Annotated in this window: 26 protein-coding genes; 13 read left to right on the top strand and 13 right to left on the bottom strand. The window is 70.2% G+C overall.

Features of this window, described 5'->3' with window-relative positions; translation table 11 throughout:
* Positions 1–8 precede the first annotated feature (8 nt).
* Positions 9–872 (top strand): alpha/beta fold hydrolase, encoded by an 864-nt coding sequence (locus tag ACFQ58_RS13550; protein ID WP_376951674.1) that lies wholly within the window; start codon positions 9–11, stop codon positions 870–872.
* Complete coding sequence (locus tag ACFQ58_RS13545; protein ID WP_376951673.1) at positions 872–1,495, top strand: putative glycolipid-binding domain-containing protein; 624 nt, start codon at positions 872–874, stop codon at positions 1,493–1,495. The genes ACFQ58_RS13550 and ACFQ58_RS13545 overlap by 1 nt, the downstream gene beginning before the upstream one ends.
* Positions 1,496–1,514: 19 nt before the next feature.
* Here ACFQ58_RS13545 and ACFQ58_RS13540 read toward each other — a convergent pair whose 3' ends face one another.
* Positions 1,515–2,090, bottom strand: coding sequence for a dienelactone hydrolase family protein (locus ACFQ58_RS13540; RefSeq protein ID WP_376951672.1), 576 nt, complete (start codon positions 2,088–2,090; stop codon positions 1,515–1,517).
* Between the two features lie 142 nt (positions 2,091–2,232).
* On the opposite strand from ACFQ58_RS13540, the gene ACFQ58_RS13535 reads away from it, so the two are divergent.
* Together ACFQ58_RS13535 and ACFQ58_RS13530 are read left to right on the top strand one after the other, a co-directional pair.
* Positions 2,233–2,766: a dihydrofolate reductase family protein gene (locus ACFQ58_RS13535; protein ID WP_376951671.1), complete on the top strand. Its 534-nt coding sequence runs from the start codon at positions 2,233–2,235 to the stop codon at positions 2,764–2,766.
* Positions 2,763–3,080 carry a nuclear transport factor 2 family protein gene (locus ACFQ58_RS13530; RefSeq protein WP_376951670.1) on the top strand — a complete coding sequence of 106 codons (318 nt, stop codon included), beginning with the start codon at positions 2,763–2,765 and terminating at the stop codon, positions 3,078–3,080. Before ACFQ58_RS13535 ends, ACFQ58_RS13530 begins: the two co-directional genes overlap by 4 nt.
* Before the next feature lie 58 nt (positions 3,081–3,138).
* Here the strand turns inward: ACFQ58_RS13530 and ACFQ58_RS13525 are convergent, their stop codons facing one another.
* The 4 genes from ACFQ58_RS13525 to ACFQ58_RS13510 all read right to left on the bottom strand — a co-directional run bounded on the left by ACFQ58_RS13525 (position 3,139) and on the right by ACFQ58_RS13510 (position 5,867).
* On the bottom strand, positions 3,139–3,777 hold the full coding sequence (locus tag ACFQ58_RS13525) for a hypothetical protein (protein WP_376951669.1): 639 nt from the start codon (positions 3,775–3,777) through the stop codon (positions 3,139–3,141).
* Entirely contained in the window at positions 3,774–4,349 is a 576-nt protein-coding gene (locus tag ACFQ58_RS13520) for a helix-turn-helix domain-containing protein (protein ID WP_376951668.1), read from the bottom strand. Before ACFQ58_RS13520 ends, ACFQ58_RS13525 begins: the two co-directional genes overlap by 4 nt.
* 79 nt (positions 4,350–4,428) lie before the next feature.
* Positions 4,429–4,803, bottom strand: coding sequence for a hypothetical protein (locus ACFQ58_RS13515; protein ID WP_376951667.1), 375 nt, complete (start codon positions 4,801–4,803; stop codon positions 4,429–4,431).
* 29 nt (positions 4,804–4,832) lie between these two features.
* Positions 4,833–5,867, bottom strand: a complete 1,035-nt coding sequence (locus ACFQ58_RS13510) for an NADPH:quinone reductase (RefSeq protein WP_376951666.1) — start codon at positions 5,865–5,867, stop codon at positions 4,833–4,835.
* A gap of 131 nt (positions 5,868–5,998) precedes the next feature.
* Here ACFQ58_RS13510 and ACFQ58_RS13505 point away from each other — a divergent pair, with 131 nt between their 5' ends.
* Both ACFQ58_RS13505 and ACFQ58_RS13500 read left to right on the top strand, forming a co-directional pair.
* Positions 5,999–6,757, top strand: coding sequence for a BTAD domain-containing putative transcriptional regulator (locus ACFQ58_RS13505; RefSeq protein WP_376951665.1), 759 nt, complete (start codon positions 5,999–6,001; stop codon positions 6,755–6,757).
* A gap of 83 nt (positions 6,758–6,840) precedes the next feature.
* A complete protein-coding gene (locus ACFQ58_RS13500) occupies positions 6,841–7,287 on the top strand; it encodes a CHRD domain-containing protein (protein ID WP_376951664.1) in 447 nt (148 codons plus the stop codon).
* A 99-nt stretch (positions 7,288–7,386) separates the two neighbouring features.
* On the opposite strand, the gene ACFQ58_RS13495 is transcribed toward ACFQ58_RS13500, so the two are convergent.
* Entirely contained in the window at positions 7,387–7,620 is a 234-nt protein-coding gene (locus tag ACFQ58_RS13495; protein ID WP_376951663.1) for a hypothetical protein, read from the bottom strand.
* A gap of 61 nt (positions 7,621–7,681) precedes the next feature.
* Positions 7,682–8,992: a S8 family serine peptidase gene (locus ACFQ58_RS13490; protein ID WP_376951662.1), complete on the bottom strand. Its 1,311-nt coding sequence runs from the start codon at positions 8,990–8,992 to the stop codon at positions 7,682–7,684.
* Positions 8,993–9,178: 186 nt separating this feature from the next.
* Between ACFQ58_RS13490 and ACFQ58_RS13485 the strand changes: the two genes are divergently transcribed.
* The 3 genes from ACFQ58_RS13485 (at position 9,179) to ACFQ58_RS13475 (ending at position 11,025) form a co-directional block, all read left to right on the top strand.
* Positions 9,179–10,138 carry a trypsin-like serine peptidase gene (locus tag ACFQ58_RS13485; protein WP_376951661.1) on the top strand — a complete coding sequence of 320 codons (960 nt, stop codon included), beginning with the start codon at positions 9,179–9,181 and terminating at the stop codon, positions 10,136–10,138.
* On the top strand, positions 10,135–10,419 hold the full coding sequence (locus ACFQ58_RS13480) for a carboxypeptidase-like regulatory domain-containing protein (RefSeq protein WP_376951660.1): 285 nt from the start codon (positions 10,135–10,137) through the stop codon (positions 10,417–10,419). Before ACFQ58_RS13485 ends, ACFQ58_RS13480 begins: the two co-directional genes overlap by 4 nt.
* Before the next feature lie 195 nt (positions 10,420–10,614).
* Positions 10,615–11,025, top strand: a complete 411-nt coding sequence (locus tag ACFQ58_RS13475; protein ID WP_376951659.1) for a nitroreductase family deazaflavin-dependent oxidoreductase — start codon at positions 10,615–10,617, stop codon at positions 11,023–11,025.
* Positions 11,026–11,030: 5 nt separating this feature from the next.
* Here the strand turns inward: ACFQ58_RS13475 and ACFQ58_RS13470 are convergent, their stop codons facing one another.
* Positions 11,031–11,381, bottom strand: a complete 351-nt coding sequence (locus ACFQ58_RS13470) for a DUF805 domain-containing protein (RefSeq protein ID WP_376951658.1) — start codon at positions 11,379–11,381, stop codon at positions 11,031–11,033.
* A 113-nt stretch (positions 11,382–11,494) separates the two neighbouring features.
* Here ACFQ58_RS13470 and ACFQ58_RS13465 point away from each other — a divergent pair, with 113 nt between their 5' ends.
* From ACFQ58_RS13465 to ACFQ58_RS13455, 3 genes are read left to right on the top strand one after another with little or no spacing between them, the layout of a single operon-like run.
* Entirely contained in the window at positions 11,495–11,845 is a 351-nt protein-coding gene (locus ACFQ58_RS13465) for a metallopeptidase family protein (protein WP_376951657.1), read from the top strand.
* A gap of 13 nt (positions 11,846–11,858) precedes the next feature.
* Positions 11,859–12,116 carry a zinc-ribbon domain-containing protein gene (locus ACFQ58_RS13460; RefSeq protein ID WP_376951656.1) on the top strand — a complete coding sequence of 86 codons (258 nt, stop codon included), beginning with the start codon at positions 11,859–11,861 and terminating at the stop codon, positions 12,114–12,116.
* A gap of 13 nt (positions 12,117–12,129) precedes the next feature.
* A complete protein-coding gene (locus ACFQ58_RS13455; protein WP_376951655.1) occupies positions 12,130–12,846 on the top strand; it encodes an SGNH/GDSL hydrolase family protein in 717 nt (238 codons plus the stop codon).
* Between the two features lie 9 nt (positions 12,847–12,855).
* Here ACFQ58_RS13455 and ACFQ58_RS13450 read toward each other — a convergent pair whose 3' ends face one another.
* From ACFQ58_RS13450 to ACFQ58_RS13435, 4 genes are all read right to left on the bottom strand, one after another.
* Entirely contained in the window at positions 12,856–13,209 is a 354-nt protein-coding gene (locus ACFQ58_RS13450) for a Fe-S protein (protein ID WP_376951654.1), read from the bottom strand.
* 57 nt (positions 13,210–13,266) lie between these two features.
* Positions 13,267–13,425: a hypothetical protein gene (locus ACFQ58_RS13445; protein ID WP_376951653.1), complete on the bottom strand. Its 159-nt coding sequence runs from the start codon at positions 13,423–13,425 to the stop codon at positions 13,267–13,269.
* On the bottom strand, positions 13,383–13,670 hold the full coding sequence (locus tag ACFQ58_RS13440) for a VOC family protein (RefSeq protein WP_376951652.1): 288 nt from the start codon (positions 13,668–13,670) through the stop codon (positions 13,383–13,385). Before ACFQ58_RS13440 ends, ACFQ58_RS13445 begins: the two co-directional genes overlap by 43 nt.
* A 221-nt stretch (positions 13,671–13,891) precedes the next feature.
* On the bottom strand, positions 13,892–14,287 hold the full coding sequence (locus ACFQ58_RS13435) for a hypothetical protein (RefSeq protein WP_376951651.1): 396 nt from the start codon (positions 14,285–14,287) through the stop codon (positions 13,892–13,894).
* 163 nt (positions 14,288–14,450) lie between these two features.
* Between ACFQ58_RS13435 and ACFQ58_RS13430 the strand changes: the two genes are divergently transcribed.
* Positions 14,451–15,425: a D-2-hydroxyacid dehydrogenase family protein gene (locus ACFQ58_RS13430; protein ID WP_376951650.1), complete on the top strand. Its 975-nt coding sequence runs from the start codon at positions 14,451–14,453 to the stop codon at positions 15,423–15,425.
* A gap of 117 nt (positions 15,426–15,542) precedes the next feature.
* On the opposite strand, the gene ACFQ58_RS13425 is transcribed toward ACFQ58_RS13430, so the two are convergent.
* Entirely contained in the window at positions 15,543–15,908 is a 366-nt protein-coding gene (locus tag ACFQ58_RS13425) for a cupin domain-containing protein (protein WP_376951649.1), read from the bottom strand.
* Positions 15,909–15,958: the final 50 nt, after the last annotated feature.

Genomic DNA, 15,958 nt, shown 5'->3' with positions numbered 1-15,958 from the left:
CTGTGCCGATGGACCGATCCGCTGCCGCCGTCGAGTCGCTGCGGGTGCCGCGGCCCGACGGCGCGGTGATCGCCGCCGAGCTGTTCGGGTTGCCGGGACATCCGCTCGTGCTGCTCGTCGCGGGCGCCGAAACCTCGATGGACTGGTGGCGACCGGAGTTCTGCGAACTGCTCGTGGGGCGAGAGCTGCGGGTGGCGCGATACGACCAGCGGGGGATGGGGCAGACGACGCTCGGGCCGCCCGGCACGCGGCGCGACGGGCTGCCGGTGGCCCTCGCCGACGCGCTCGCCGTGCTCGACGCCGCGGGGGCGAGTGATGCGCACTGGGTCGGGTTCTCGGCGGGCGGGTGGGTGTGCCAGCTCGCTGCGCTCGACCATCCCGATCGGGTGCGGTCCCTGACCCTGGTGTCGACGACGCCGACGATGTTCGAGGCCGATCCCGATCTGCCGGGCGCTCACCCCCGCCTCCGGCAGGCGTGGGCGAATCCGCCGCCCGACCCGGACTGGAACGACCCGCACGCCGTGGTCGAGTACCACGTCGAGATCGATCGCGACTACGCGGGCGTCGCCTTCGACGAGGTGCACGACCGCGCGATCTGGACCGACACCGTGCGTCGGTCGCCGGTCAGGCACCGGGACGGCGACACGGATGACGAGTTCGAGGAGGCTCCGCGCTGGCGTGAGCGGCTCGCCGAGATCCGCGTGCCGACCACCGTGGTGCACGGCACCGCCGATCCGATGTTCCCGATCGCCAACGGCGAGGCGCTGGCCCGCGACATCCCGGGGGCCGCGTTCGTGGCGGTCCCGGGCGGTGGGCACGAGCTGCCGCCGAGCGCGTGGGGGTTCGTGGTGGATGCGGTGGCCGAGCGGTGATGCCGGGCTCAGAGCGGATGCTGGCGTGGGCCGGAGCCGACGACCCGCACCGCATCGAGACGGCGTGCGTGCGCCTCGGCGCCGAGCGCATGCACGCGATCGGCGGGGCACGCGCGACGTGGTACGTGACCGATTGGGAGCTCGATGTCGGCGACGGATGGCGCACCCGCGCGCTGCGCGTCACCGCCCGCGGCTTCGGCTGGTGGCGCACGCTCGACCTCGAGCGGTCCCGGCAGGGGGAGTGGCACACCGACGCACAGCAGTCGGGTGATGTCGACCTGCCGGATGCGGGTCTGGCCGACCCGTCGAGTGTCGCCGGCGCGCTCGACTGCGACCTCGGCCTGTGCCCGCTCACGAACACGATGCCGATCCGTCGCCTCGGACTGCTCGACGCCGACGTGCCCGAGACGCCGCTCGTCATGGCATGGGTCGAGGTCCCCTCGCTGCGCGTGCTCCGCAGCGACCAGGCCTACGCGTCGCTTCGACCGCAGGCGGCGGCCGGCGGCGGCCGCCGTGTCCGGTTCCGCAGCCTCGACAGCGACTTCGCCGCCGACCTCGAGGTCGATGCCGACGGCCTGGTCGTGGACTATCCGGGCATCGGGCGACTCGCCGACATCCGGTGATCCGGCTTCCGAGCGAGCGTCAGCCGACGCGCGCCAGGAAATCGAGCACGCGTTGCGTGAGGAGTCGCGCCGCAGCCGGGTCGTAGCTCGGGAGGCTGGAGTCGGCGAAGTAGTGCTGCTCGCCGGGGTAGAGGAAGAGCTCGGCGTCGTCGGCTGACGCGACGAGTTCGCGGGCCGCATCGACATCGCCCTCGTCCATGAAGAAGGGATCGGCATCCATTCCATGGATCTGCGCGGGGAGCCCCGTCGGCCATGCGCCGAACTCCGACGGCGGGACGCACGAGTAGAAGAGCAGCGCGCCGCGCGCACCGGGGCGGGTCTGCGCGAGCTTCTGCGCCGGTATGACTCCGAGCGAGAAGCCGCCGTAGACGATCTCGTTCGGCAGCGACTCGGCCGCACGGTCGCCGCGGGCCATGATCTGGTCCCACCCGACTTCACTGGCGTAGCCGACGCCGTCCTCGATCGAGTCGAACGTGCGCCCCTCGAAGAGGTCGGGCGTGTGCACCGAGTGTCCCGCTTCGCGCAGCTCTTCGGCGAAGGCGTGGAGGCCCTCATTGGGGCCCAGTGCGTGGTGGAAGAGCAGTACTTCGGCCATCGTTCCCCGCTTCCCGACCGACTCGGACGTCGATCGGTCGCAAACGTATCGCGCGGCACCGACATGTCGACAGGCCCCCGCATGGCGCGATGGATGGCGCGGGCCAGTGACATCCGGTGCGCACTGCAGCATGCTGGGGCGCATGGGAAAGGTGACGATCTCATTCGAGATGACCCTCGACGGCGCGTTCGACCAGATGGAGCAGTGGTTCGATCCGGAGGATCCGGGCGTGCAGCGGGCCTCCGACGAACTCGTGTTCGGCGCCGACGCGGTGCTGATCGGGCGCAACGCGTACGAGTTCTTCCGCGAGTACTGGCCCGCGCAGACCGACGACCGCGGGTTCGCCGCGCACTACAACGCGCTCCCGAAGTACGTCGCCTCGCGCACGTTGACGGGCCCGCTCGACTGGAACGCGACCCTCATCGAGGGCGATGTCGTCGAGGCCGTGCGGCGCCTCCGCGATCAGTACGAGTCGATCGTCTCGCACGGCTACGGTGAGCTGGCCGCCGTGCTCGTCGACGCCGGACTCGTCGACGAGGTGCACGCCGGGATCCACCCGTTCATGGTGGGCAACGCGGAGGATCGGCTGCGCACGCCGCATCCGGTCGGCCTGCACCTGCTCGGGGTCGAGACGTACGAGTCGGGGATCATCGCGGCGAGGTACAGGCCGGCGTGACCGGGCCCGATGCCGAAGGGGTGACGCCGGAGGAGCGTCGCGATGCGAGCGTCGTATTGGATCGGCTCGTCGACGCGATCAACGACCACGACCTCGATCGAATGGTCGCGCTCTTCCACCCCGACTACGACAGCCGGCAACCGGCGCATCCGGCTCGCGGCTTCGTCGGACGCGAGCAGGTTCGCGCGAACTGGGCCGCGATGTTCGCCGCGCAGCAGGGCAACGTACCGCATCAGTGCCCGCGCGGTCGGTGCGCCGCTGCTCTGGTGGCCATGCTGGCAGCCTGCCACGTGTCGGCCTGTGGCGGCAGTTGAGTCGGGCGAGGATGCTGTCCGAATGGCACGCTCGAATCGCACCGGTGCGCGCGGCGAGTCACGGATGCACTCCGCGGATGACGGCGGCCGATCTGCCTCCGGACGCTGAGCCGAGGTCGATCGGCGGCTGCGGCTGGGGGCGGTCCGGTAGGCCGACCCGCAGGATCCGTTCCACCATTCGGATGGCGCGCGCGGGGAGGACTTCACCGGAGTAGAAGCCTTCGTACAGGCTCTCGGCCTCGTCGAGCGTGTCGATTCCGCAGATCGCGAGCAGGCGCGCGATGTCGTCGTCGTCACGTCCCGGCCGATTCGCACGAAGCTTCATTGCGAGCATCGCGTCGGGCGGTGCCACCTCGATGACCACGTCGCCGTCCACGAAGACCGGCTGCCATTCGATCCGAGTGGAGCCGTACTCGGGGATGAAGCCGCCGGCCGCGTTGTTCAGCCAGTCGGATGGCCAACCTTGCTGTTCGGCCACGGTCAGCGCCGCCTGGTCGACGAGCGCGGGAGACCCGATGAAGTGCGCGTCGATGTCGACCGTCACTCCCCGGTCGAAGTAGCGGAGCGCGAGCGCGGCCCCGCCGATGATGCGAAGGTCGGACGGCTGGCCGGAGTCGCGGAGTGCTGCGACGAGCAGCCGAAGACCCTCGATCAGGAGGTCTCGGTCGAAGGCGGTGATTCCGTCGAGGCGGCTCATGCGCTGGCCAGGGTGTCTTCATCGATAAGCACGCGCCGCCGCGCGAACTCGTGCGGAACGTGTTCGGGCTCCGGGGGGAGCGCGTACGGTCCGACGCCGAAGACCCACGAGCGCTTGAGGGATCGATCCGATGCCTCGGCCCACGAGGGCACGGGAAGGCCCTCCTCGGCGAGTCGGTAGGCCACCAGGCCGCCGATCGCGGCATCCCATTGCTTCGAGCCCGTCGGCTCGGGCTCGGTGATGGCGAGGGCGAAGCGCACTGCGCCGTGCTCTGCTGCGAGGTTGTCGTTCATCTGCAGGAAGCGGCGGAGCGCGATCTGCGGTCGCCCGAACGACAGGTCGGCGCGAAGGTCAGCGGCGATCGTGGCCACATCGTCGCGCACCGTCGGCACGGCGATCAGCCGATGCCCGGCGGCGGCCAGTGCGCGCTCGACGGTCTCGAACGACGGGTTCTGCCGCTCGCCTTCGATGAGCGACAGGTGCGACTGGGTGAGCGACGCGCGCCGCCCGAGCGCCGCTTGGGTGAGCCGCCGACTGCGGCGGGCAGTGCGGATCAGTGTAGCTGCGGGCATGAAGCACCTCCAATCATTCGATCCGTTGAATAATGGTACCCGATCCGGAGACCCGACCGCGAGGACGACTTCCGCGAGCTCAGCTCAGCGCGACCAGCAAGCTCAGCACCGCGAGCACTGTGACGACGGGCGTCATCGTGTACCGCTCCGCCCGGCTGCGCGAGATCGCGTTGAGCGGGATTCCGAGCACGAAGTACGCGAACACGACCCACATGCCCACGTCGGAGACGACGTCGGGCACCACATCGATGAGCCCGACCTTGTCGAGCGCGAGCACGGCGATGAGCGCATAGATCACGATCGAGACCAGGCTGCCGATCCGCAGCCTCGTCGGGAGCACCAGGTGCTGGCCGCCCCACGCGAACCGTCCGATCGGTGCCCCGAGCACGAGCGCGAGCTGGAACACGGCGAGGAGGACGAGGATGACGGTCAGCGCGATGGCGGTGGCGGGCATGGGCAGAGGCTACCGGCCGCCCGTGACCCTCAGGATGCCGCGTCGCCGACGTCGATGAGCACCTTGCCGACCGTGCCCGCCTCGACCGCATCATGCCCCTCAGCCGTCCGCTCGAGCGGGAACCGGGTGAGCGGCAGGCCCGCCTCCTCGCCGACGGCGAGGGCGCCGTCCTCGACCGCACGGGTCACGTCCTCGGCGCCGGCCGCGAGCGCAGCGTCGCCGACGGTGTAGAGCAGCAGGAACTGGTAGCGGGCGTTGAGCGAGAAGTGGTGGCGTACGTCGAGCGTCATCTCGGCGCCGCCGTCGGTGGCGTAGACCGAGATCGAGCCGTGGTTCGCAATGACGCGAGCGTTGAGCGCGGCGTTGCGCGCCGGCGAGACCTCGACGACCTGGTCGACCCCATCGGGCGCGATGGCACGGATCGCGGCGGCCGCGTCATCCGTTCGGTAGTTCACGACGTGGTGGGCACCGGCTGCCGTCGCGAGGGCCGCCTTCTCGGGTGAGCTCACCGTGGTGATCACCTGAGCTCCGGCCCACCGGGCGAGCTGGATGGCGGCGTGGCCGACCGCTCCGGCTCCGCCGACGACGAGTACGGTGCGGCCGTCGAGTGCGCCCGGGCTCAGGCGCGTCGGCCCGCCCTCGTGCACGGTGAGGGCGCGGTGGGCGGTCATGGCGGGAACGCCGAGCGAGGCGCCGAGCTCGAAGCCCGCGGCATCCGGCAGCTGCACGACGCGGCTCGCCGGGACCACCGCGAACTCCTGTGCGGTGCCGGACGGCCGCCCGTGCGCGGCCAGGAACACCCAGACGCGGTCCCCGACGGCGAACCCGGTCACCCCGTCGCCGACGGCGTCGACGACGCCCGCGCCATCCTGATTCGGCACGACCTCGTCGAACGGCGTGGGCCGGCCAGCCCGTGCGCCGGCGCGCGCCTTCCAGTCGGTCGGGTTCACCCCGGAGACGACGATGCGCACGCGCACGTCACCGGGGCCGGGCTCCGGGATGTCGCGCTCGACGAGCTGCAGGACGGACGAGGGCCCGGTCTCGGAGTACGCGATCGCTCTCATGATGAGCGCAACGCTACGCGCGCGCCGACCTTTCCGTCACCGCTCTCCGCAGGCGCCGACGCCCGGTCGTCCGAAGTGAGGACTATTCAACTCGACCCAGCGCGAGTAGGACTGACGAGGGGTGCGTTGTGATGTCGAGTCTGCTCGTCGGTCGCGACACGGGGGACGGCGTCGCCCCGACCATCGAGCCGGCACAGTCCGTGTGCCTGCTCGATGGGCCGTACGTCATGGAGGACGACCGCCGCCTGCCCGTCCCGGAGGGGAGCGAGCGGCTCCTCGTGTTCGTCGCACTCCGCAACGGACGCGCGGTGAGTCGTCGCAAGGTCGCCGGCACGCTGTGGCCGTCGGTGTCGGATGACCGAGCCGCCGGCAACCTCCGGACCGCGCTGTGGCGCCTCAGGTGCTCGGGCATCGAGATCCTCGAAGCCGACCGGCACACGCTGTCGATGCGGTTCGGCACCGCGATCGACGTCGTGGCGGTCGAGCAATGGGCCGGCCGACTGGTCGACGGCACGGCCGATGCCGACGACCTCTCCATGCGGCGCTTCCACCCCGCAGCGATCGAACTGCTGCCCGGATGGTACGACGACTGGGTCGTCTTCGAACGCGAGCGCATGCGGCAACGGCTGCTGCACGCGCTCGAGGCGCTCAGTCGCCGGCTCGCCGACGACGAACGGTACGGCGAGGCGATCGAGGCCGCGATGACCGCGATCGACATCGACCCGCTGCGGGAGAGCGCGCAGCGCGCGCTCATCCTCGTCCACCTCTGCGAGGGCAACCTCGCGGAGGCGAGGCGCGCCTACCTGCAGTACGCACGCCGGCTCCGCGCCGAACTCGGAGTCGCGCCGAGCGCGCAACTCATCGGGCTCGTCCGGCCCTGGATCGGGTAGGCGACCCGCATGCTTGTCGCTCCTGCACGAGAGGCGTACCGTGCGAAGTGACCCGACTCCGCCGTCAGGAAGTGAGGACCGTCATGAAGCCCACGATCGCACGCAATGCCGCCGCCTCCCTCGTCGCCGCCGCAGCGCTCGCGCTGACCGGCGCGGGAGCCGCCAACGCCGCACCGGCGATTCCGCTGAACGGCGGCCAGGAGGCACCCCGGCCGAACAACTTCGGCGCGCACGGCTCATTCAGCTACGAGATCGACGACGACCTCAACCGGTTCTGCTACACGCTCGTCGTGAACGATCTGTCCGCTCCGGCCACGGCCGCCCACGTGCACGTCGCCCCCCGCAACACGCCGGGTCCGGTGGTGATCCCGCTGGCCGTGCCGAGCGCGACCGACTTCTCGGTCAGCGGCTGCACGACCGTGAACGACGAGGCGCTGCTCGACGCGATCGCGGCGAACCCGAGCGCCTACTACGTCAACGTGCACAACGCGAACAACCAGCCCGGGGAGATACGTGGGCAGCTGAAGTAGCGCGGGGCGTACCCCACGCCGACCCTGCGTGAGGGCGAGCCGGTCGGTGGAGAGCGCGCGTGCAAGACCCGAGCCCGGGCCAGGCCGACCCGACCGGAGCTACTGGATCTCCTGGTCGGGCGGCCCGATGTCGATGCCCTCCTCGAGGTCGACCGACGCGACGCCGGGCACGGAGTTCAGCGCAGCGACATCCTGCGCGGACCCGGTCACGATACCGACGCTCGTCAGCACCTGGTCCACTTGCATGCCGCGCTCCCGCAGCGCCTCGGCGACCTCGTCGATCGTGTCGAGGTGCTCGTCGTCGACCGTGACGCTGACCTTCGTCCAGTCCATGGCCGGATCGTACTCCCGCTCGACGTGCATCAGCCCGGCACCCGGCCTCTCGCGCAGCCCCTCACGGCGCGAGCACGAGTCCGGAGCCGACATCCAGCGAGGGTGCCACCAGGCGCCGCCCGTTCTGCATCAGCAACGACCAGAGCTCGTTGCCCCGGTAGCCGGTCGCCTCGGCCCAGAGCGCAGCGAGCCCGGCGACGTGCGGGGTCGCCATGCTCGTTCCACTGATCGTGCGGTACTGCGTCGGCATCGGCCACGACGAGTACACCTGGTACCCCGGCCCCGCGACATCCACCTGCCCGCCGTTCATGTCGGCAAGGGTGCGCGCCGAGAAGAACGCGACATCCAGCTGCTGGTTGAGGGCGCCGACGGCGACGATGTATGGGCTGTTCGCGGGTGCGCCCACGAAGCCGTACTTGAGGTCGGTTCGCATCGCGTTGTTGCCGGCGGCGGCGACGATCAGGCTGCCCTTGTCGAGCGCGCGACGTCCGGCGGCGGTGTACGGGGGATGGATGCGCGGCACGTCCGCGCCGAGTGACATCGAGATCACCTGGCAGCCGTTCGTGATCGCCCAGTCGATCCCGGCGAGGATGCCGCCGTCGGATCCGGACCCGCCGTTGCTCAGCACCTTGCCCGCGAAGATCGCGGCGTTGTACGCGACGCCGTACCGCGGCCCGGTGCTCGGCGACTTCGGGCCGCAGGAGGTGCCGATGCAGTGCGTGCCGTGCCCGTGGCCGTCCTGAGGCGACTCGTTGGGGATGAAGGACTGCGTGGTGACCGCCCGGCCGACGAAGTCGGGATGTGCCGAGTCGAAGCCGGTGTCGAGCACCGCGACCGAGATACCCTGCCCCGAGAACGTCGACAGCTGGGCCTTGGTCGCCTGGATGCCCCAGGTGAAGTCGGTCCCGTCGCGGAAGAACTGGACGCCGGGGGCGGCTTCCGCGCCGCCGGGGCCACCTGCGGGCGGCGTGGAGGTCACGCCGAGCCGGCCTGCGAGATCGTTCACGCCGTCGGCGTAGCCGCGCACGTAGTCGTCGCCGCGCACATGGTGGATGAGCTCGGGGGAGACCGACAGCACGCGCCGCGGCCCCTCCTCCGTGGACTCGAGCGCGCCGAGCTGGCCGGGTTCGACGCTGACGACGGCCATCCCGAGCTGCTCGAACACCGTGTCGTTCGAGGCGACGGCGCCCTCTTCGCCCGCGAGTTCCTGCGAGCTCACGACGTCGTCGAGTCCGGCCTCCTGGAGGACGCTCGCCGGGTCGACGTCGTCGGCGAACACGATGATGAACCTGCCGGTCGTCTCCGGCGGGGTCGACAGGGTCGGCCCCTCGGGCGACATCGCGACCTGCGACCCGGGTCCTGACTCGATCATGGGAATGCTCCTCTCCGTCGGTGGACCGCCACGGCGCGCGGGACGGCCGGACGTTCCAGTCAAGTGCGCGAGCGTCACCGCCGCGTCACGGGCGGTGACGCGGGCGTGACACTGGCGGCGTACGGTCGGCCGCATCACATGGATCGCATCCGGGCTCAGCGCCCGCGCGAAGGGGGAGGTGCCGTGATGGACGAGGACGACGTGCGGCTGGATGCCGCCGATGACGGGCACGCCTCGGTGTCGAGCCCGGGTGCGGCCGGCGCCGAGACCGGCCTCGAAGGCCGTGGGGGCGAGCCGGAACAGGCCGGCGACGAGGGCGATGAAGGGCAGGCTGCGAGCACCTCGGGCGGCCTCGAGGATGTCGCGGGCTACACGATGCCCGACGCCGGATCGGTCGCCGAGTCGGTCGTCGAGTCCGATGAGGCCCTCCGTGACATCGGCGAGGCGTCGTTCGGACCGGTGCCGGGCCTCGAGGTCGTGATCGGCGTCGACGACCGGGTCCAGATCACGGCGACCTCCGTCTTCCCGTGGCGTGTGCACGCGTCGTTGCGGATCACCGCCAACGACGGCTCGCGGTGGATCGGGACGGGCTGGTTCTGCGGCCCGCACACGCTGATCACGGCCGGGCACTGCGTGTTCATCAAGAACAGCGGCGTGCCGAACCGCGACGGATGGGTCCGGAGCATCACCGTGATCCCCGGGCGCAACGGCGCCCAGCAGCCGTTCGGTTCTGCCGTGAGCACGAACTTCCGAACCGTGAGCGGCTGGTCGAACAGCGGCAACCAGGAGTACGACTACGGTGCCATCATCCTGCCCACCGACCTCGGCTCGGCCACGGGCTGGCTGGGCATCGGTGCGTACTCGGATGCCACGCTGCTGGCGTCGATCGCGAACATCTCGGGCTACCCCGGCGACAAGCCGGCCGGCACGCAGTGGTACCACGCCCGCAAGGTGACCTCGGTCGGTTCGCGCAAGGTCTTCTACGACGTCGACACGGCCGGCGGCCAGAGCGGCAGTGGCGTCTACCGGATCGCCGACGGCCGGCGCGTCGCGATCGCGATCCACGCGTACGGCGGCGGCACGGCGAACTCGGGAACGCGCATCACGACGGAGGTCTACAACAACCTGGTGGCTTGGAAGGCATGACGCCTGAGGATGTTCCCCTCATCACCGGCAGGGTGACGGATGACGCGGGGCGACCGGTCGCCGAGGCGGCGGTCGCGATCGTGGCCGCGCCCGGTCCGGTGCCGGATATCGCGGCGTTGACCGGTGCGGACGGGCGGTTCACCATGTCCGTGGCCGAGCCGGGGGAGTACACGGTCGTCGCCACGGCGCCGGACCAGCGCACCGGCGCGGTCACCGTGCTGGTCGGGGCGGAGGGGCCTGTCGAGGGAGAGGTGGAGATCCGCGTGTCGTTCAGGGGATGAGCGCGACGAAGATGATCAGCCCGGCGAGCACGACGGCCAGGACGGCGCCCACCGCAAGCGCAACCCAACTCCACACCGAGCGTTCGCCCGCCATGAGCCGATCATCCCACGCTCGGGTGGGCTGAGAGTCAGGGCGGTCGCGCCATCCGGCCCATCGCACTGGCGGCGCAGACCGCGAGTGACGATGCTGAATGCGTGGGAGAACCGGATGCCCGGCACCCGCCGCGTCGCATCGTGCGTGCGACCGAACCCGTGGCGCGCGCGCTCGCCGGTCGACGCTGGTTCCCGCTCTGGGCGGTGATCCACCACCGCGGGCGCAGGAGCGGCACCGACTATGCGACGCCGATCGCGATCGTGCCGACGACCTCGCGCCACGACATCCTGATCGGCCTGCCGTGGGGTGCCGGCACGAACTGGGCGCGCAACGTCGTCGCGGCCGGCGGGGCGACGCTCAGGTGGAAGGGCCGCGAGGTGCGGGCAGGGGAGCCGCGCATCATCGACTGCGGCGAGGCGGCCGCGCTGGCGAAACCGGCGTTCCGCCCGGTCGTGCGGCGGTTCCCCGCGGCGATCGTGTTGAGGCCGACGACGGCGGATGCCGCGGGCTGAGCCGGTCAGCCGGTGGGGTCGGGTTCCTTCGCCGGCCGCGAGAGCAGGACGGCGAGCACGACGAGTCCGCCGATCGGCACCAGGAGCCAGAAGACATGGCCCCAGCCATAGTCGGCGTCGCGCAGGCGGCGTACCATCACGGCGAGCGTCGGCAGGAGCACCGCGATGCCCCAGAGACTGGACAGGATGGCGCCGAGGCTCGACGCGTCGCCGATCGGGATGACGTTGAAGACCGCGAGTGCGCTTGCGACAAGCACGTAGAAGAGGAACCACCACCAGAACTCCGGGCGGGTGGCTCGCCCGGTGAACTCGGCGTACTTGCGGAGCACGGTCCGGATGGCGTCGGCGAACGACATGGGAGTCCTCTCGAGCGGCAACGGCGACTCGCGAGCGTTGCCGCCCCTCGACGTCTGGAACCGTCGTCATGGTACCGCCCCGGCACGGCTCGATGAGCGCGCACAATGGGGACATGGTCGACATCTCCGACGACGACTTCGAGCGGATGGTCGCCGAGGTGTTCGATGCGCTCCCCGACGACATGGTGCGCGGACTCGAGAACGTCGCCATCCTCATCGAGAACCAGCCGCCAGGCCAGCGGCCCCGGCTGTACGGGCTGTACAGCGGGCGTCCGCTGAAGACGCGCGGAGTCTACGGATACGGCGAGCTTCCCGACCGGATCACGCTGTTCAAGAACAACATGCAGGCGCACAGCGCCGACCTCGATTCGCTCCGCACGCGCGTGCGCATCACGCTCGTGCACGAGATCGGCCACTACTTCGGGCTCGATGACGCTCGGTTGCGCGAGCTGGGCTGGGCGTAGGGTCGACGGCGACATGTTCCTCTTCATCGGCGTCTTCCCGCGAGACCGGGAGATCGCCGTGGCGCACATCCGCTGCGACCACTGCCACGAGGTGGCCGTGCAGCACATCGTCGAGGGCGGCAGCCGCCTCTGGGTGTTCTTCATCCCGCTGTTCACGTTCGGACGCCGGTACGTCATGATCTGCGCGAACTGCGGGTGGGCCACCGAACTGAGCCGGGACGCGGCGCTGCGGGCCGCAGACCTCGCCGCCCGCAGCGGGCCATCGGCATAGCGATCGGCAGCGGATGACTCGCAGCGAGCTGGATGGCACGGCGCCGAGACCGCGCTCGGCCGGTCGAGGGGGTGCCGTCGCGATCGTCGCGACGGCCTGCCTCCTGCTCGCGGGTTGCGCACCGGGAGCATCGAACTCGGACCCGTCGGGCTCGACGGACGATCAGCCCGCGACATCCGACCCGACCGCGGCGGACGGCCCGACGTTCGCCGCCGTCGGCGACTCGATCACCGACGCCGACAGTCGCGACTTCGCCGCCGGCGACATCGGACCGGCGTCCTGGGCGAGGTACGTCCATGACGCCGGGTACGGGTTCGCCGGCGGCTGGGCCGAGTGGGGTGCGACGACGGCGCAGATGGCGGAGTCCGCGACATCCCTCGACGCTGACACGCTCGTGGTGCTCGGCGGCACCAACGACGTCGCGTTCGGCGTGCCGTTCGCCGAGACGTCGGCGAACCTCGAACGCATCGTCGAGACGGTCGGCATCGAGGATGTCGTCCTCGCGTCGGTCCCGCCGATGGACGCCTTCCCGGAGGGTGCGGTCGAGCTCAACGAGCGACTCGAGGAGTTGGCGGATGACCGCGGGTGGCGGTTCGTCGACGCATCCGAGGGCCTTCGCACCGACGACGGAATGTACCGGGAAGGGATGTCATTCGACGGTCTGCACCCCTCGGAGGAAGGTGCGCGCGTGCTCGGCGAGGCGATCGCTGAGGAGCTGCGGGACGGCTGACGCTGCGCGTCAGCGCCAGAGCACCGCGATCGCCGCATTGGCGAGGGTCAGGATGCCGATCGACCAGAAGATCGCCGCCGGAACCGAGCCGCTCTTGCGCTGACGACCGGCGCCGATGCCGAGCAGTGCGCCGATGACGATCAGGATCACGAGCTTCGTGCCGATCTTGGTGTAATTCGGGTCGTAGTCGATGCCCCACGGTGCGGCGAGCACGAGTCCTGCCACTCCAGCGATCGCGAGGCCCCAGTTCATGAGCCGTGTGATGCCGCGCTTGCCGTTGACCCATTCGACGACCCAGGCGCCGAACAGCACCGCGAAGCCGACGAGGTGGATGAGCAGAACGATGCCGCGAAGGGTCTCCATAGACGGCAGGCTACCGGGGTTGCGGGTCGCGCGGGGCGTGCCGTGGCGGTGGTGCGCTCAGCCGATCTGCTCGGCCAGCGCGACGATGATTCCCGCGGGTCCGCGCAAGTAGCAGAGCCGGTAGACATCCTCGTAGTTCGCGACCTCGCGCAGGAGCTCTGCGCCGTGGGGCCTCAGGCGGTCGAGGGTGTCGTCGAGGTCGTCGACGGCGAACATGATGCGGTGCAGCCCGAGGGTGTTGGGCGGCAGTACTTCGTGAGCTCGAGCCGGCTGTGGCCGTCGGGCGTGCGCATCATCGCGATCTCGCTGTGGATGCCGTCGAGCCCGACGGTCTGGTCGGCGAAGTCGCCCTCGATGTGCGCGCGCTCCTCGGGCTCCATCCCGAGCTCGGTGAAGAACGCGATCGCGGCGTCCAGGTCGTCGACGACGATGGCGACGTTGTCCATACGTTGGATGCTCATGGATCGAGGGTAGGACGACGTCGTCACCGGCGTCGTGCTCGACGAGTCGATGTCATCCGCACCGATGCGGCCGCTGAACGGTGCATCTGGCATGCAATCGCTCGGCATCAGCGTGATGCTCTGAGTCCCTGCTGCTGGCTGAAGCCCGCGGACGCAGCGTCGTCCGGGCGGCGCGCCGCACCGCCGGCGCTCTCAGCGGTCGCCGGCGTGCCGTCCGGGGTTCACATCATCGATTGCAGCAGCTGCGTGGCTCGTTGGTTGTCGCTCGTCGCGAGGACGATGCGGTTTCTCGAGGCCACGTAGACGAGCGAGATGTTGATGCCGGCCTCGGCGAGCGCGCGTGCCATCGCGCCGAACCGGCCCGGCGTGTCCAGGTCGGGTTCGGACAGTGCGGGGGAGACGAGTACATCGGTCTCGGCATCGACCGTCATGCCCGCACCCTCCAGTGCTGCCCTCGCGCCGGCAGCGTCCTCCACGAGGATGTGGACGGCGCTCTTCCCCTCGCCGGACACGGCGCAGAGGCCCTCGATGTTGACGCCCGCGTTGCCCAGAGCCTCGCCGAGTCGCGCTCCTTCGCCCGGCATGTCGTCGAGGCTCACCAGGAGATCCTTCGCCATGGGGCACCCCCTTTCGGATGCCTCAGGTCTACGCCCGGGCCAGCGGTGCGTCAATGCGCGTCGGCCCTGGTGCTGGGAAGTCACCCGATCCCCAGCACCTCTGCGCCGGGACGTGTTGCAGCGACCTCTCGGAGCGTCGGAGTCGGCTCGCTACCCTTGAATCGTGGAACGTTCGGGTCCGCTCCGTGTCGCCGTTCTCGACGACTACCAAGGCGTCGCCATGGATATGGCGGACTGGTCCGCCGTGACCGCCGAGATCGTCGCGTTCCATGAGCCGTTCCGGGACGCCGCCGTCGTCGTCGATCATCTGCTCGAGTTCGATGCGATCGTCGCCATGCGAGAGCGAACCGCCTTCCCGCGCGACGTCCTGACCCGGCTCCCGAACCTTCGACTCCTGGTCACGACGGGGATGCGAAACGCCGCCATCGACATCGCGACAGCCCGCGAGCTCGGGATCACCGTGAGTGGGACACGTGGCGGGATCGCGCCAACCGCGGAGCTCACCTGGGCGCTGATCCTGGGCCTCGTGCGGGGCGTCGCCGAAGATGATGCGGTCGTTCGTTCCGGAGGCTGGCAGACCTCCGTCGGCGGCGACCTCGAGGGCAGGACGCTCGGCGTCATCGGCCTCGGGCGGATCGGTCAGCGCGTCGCGTCAGTCGGCCGTGCGTTCGGCATGGACGTCATCGCCTGGAGCCCCAACCTCGATGCCGACCGTGCTCGAAAGGCCGGCGCGACGTTCGTCTCGCGGTCCGAGCTCTTCGACCGCTCCGACGTGGCCACCATTCACCTCGCTCTCGGCGAGTCGACCCGCGGCATCATCGACGCACGCGACCTGCACCGGATGAAGCCGACGGCGATCCTCATCAATACCGCACGTGCTGCGCTCGTCGAGCAGTCCGCCCTGCACCGCGCGATCACCGAGGGATGGTTCGCCGCGCTCGGCTTCGACGTGTACGAGGAGGAACCGCTTCCGCCAGATCATTGGCTCCGGCAGGAGTACCCGGATGGCGCGCGAATCCTTCGTTCGCCGCATATGGGGTACGTGACCCTCGCGAACTACCGCACGTTCTACGGTGATGCCGTCGAGGACATTGCGGCATACCTTGAGGGACGACCGATTCGCGTGCTCACCGTCTAGAGGCATGAATCGCGTGAACCGCGCCCTGTTGAGGACGAGTCGGCGGCGTAGCATCCGCATCGCCGGCGACGGCTCACGCGTGCGCTGGCCGCCCCGCGGCATCCGTCACCGAACTGATCAGTCGAGCTCTCGGAGCACCGTCGTGCGTTCGCTCGGGGTGTCGCCCGTGTTCACGACGCCTTGGGGCTCGATGAGGATCGCAGAGACCTCGCCCTCGGCCTTCGGGCAGTGCTCGATGCCGCGGGGGACGACGTAGACGTCGCCGGGGCCGAGTGCCACGTCGCCGTCTCGCAACTGGATCACCAGCTCTCCCGAGACCACCATGAACAGCTCATCGGTGTCGGGGTGCGAGTGCCACGTGAACTCCCCGAGGAGCTTCACCACCTTGACGTCGTAGTCGTTGACGCTCGCGAGCCGGCGAGGCTGCCAGTGCTCCGAGAACGAGTCGAGGGCGGCCTGCACGTTGCGAATCCGAGCGCTCATCGTCCGATCTTCACTCCCGGCCTCGGGCTCCGCAACGCTCGACGTCGCGC

The sequence above is a fragment of the Agromyces sp. NPDC056523 genome, assembly GCF_042794545.1.
Lineage (GTDB): Bacteria > Actinomycetota > Actinomycetes > Actinomycetales > Microbacteriaceae > Agromyces.
This window is presented reverse-complemented; position numbering and strand designations above follow the sequence as displayed.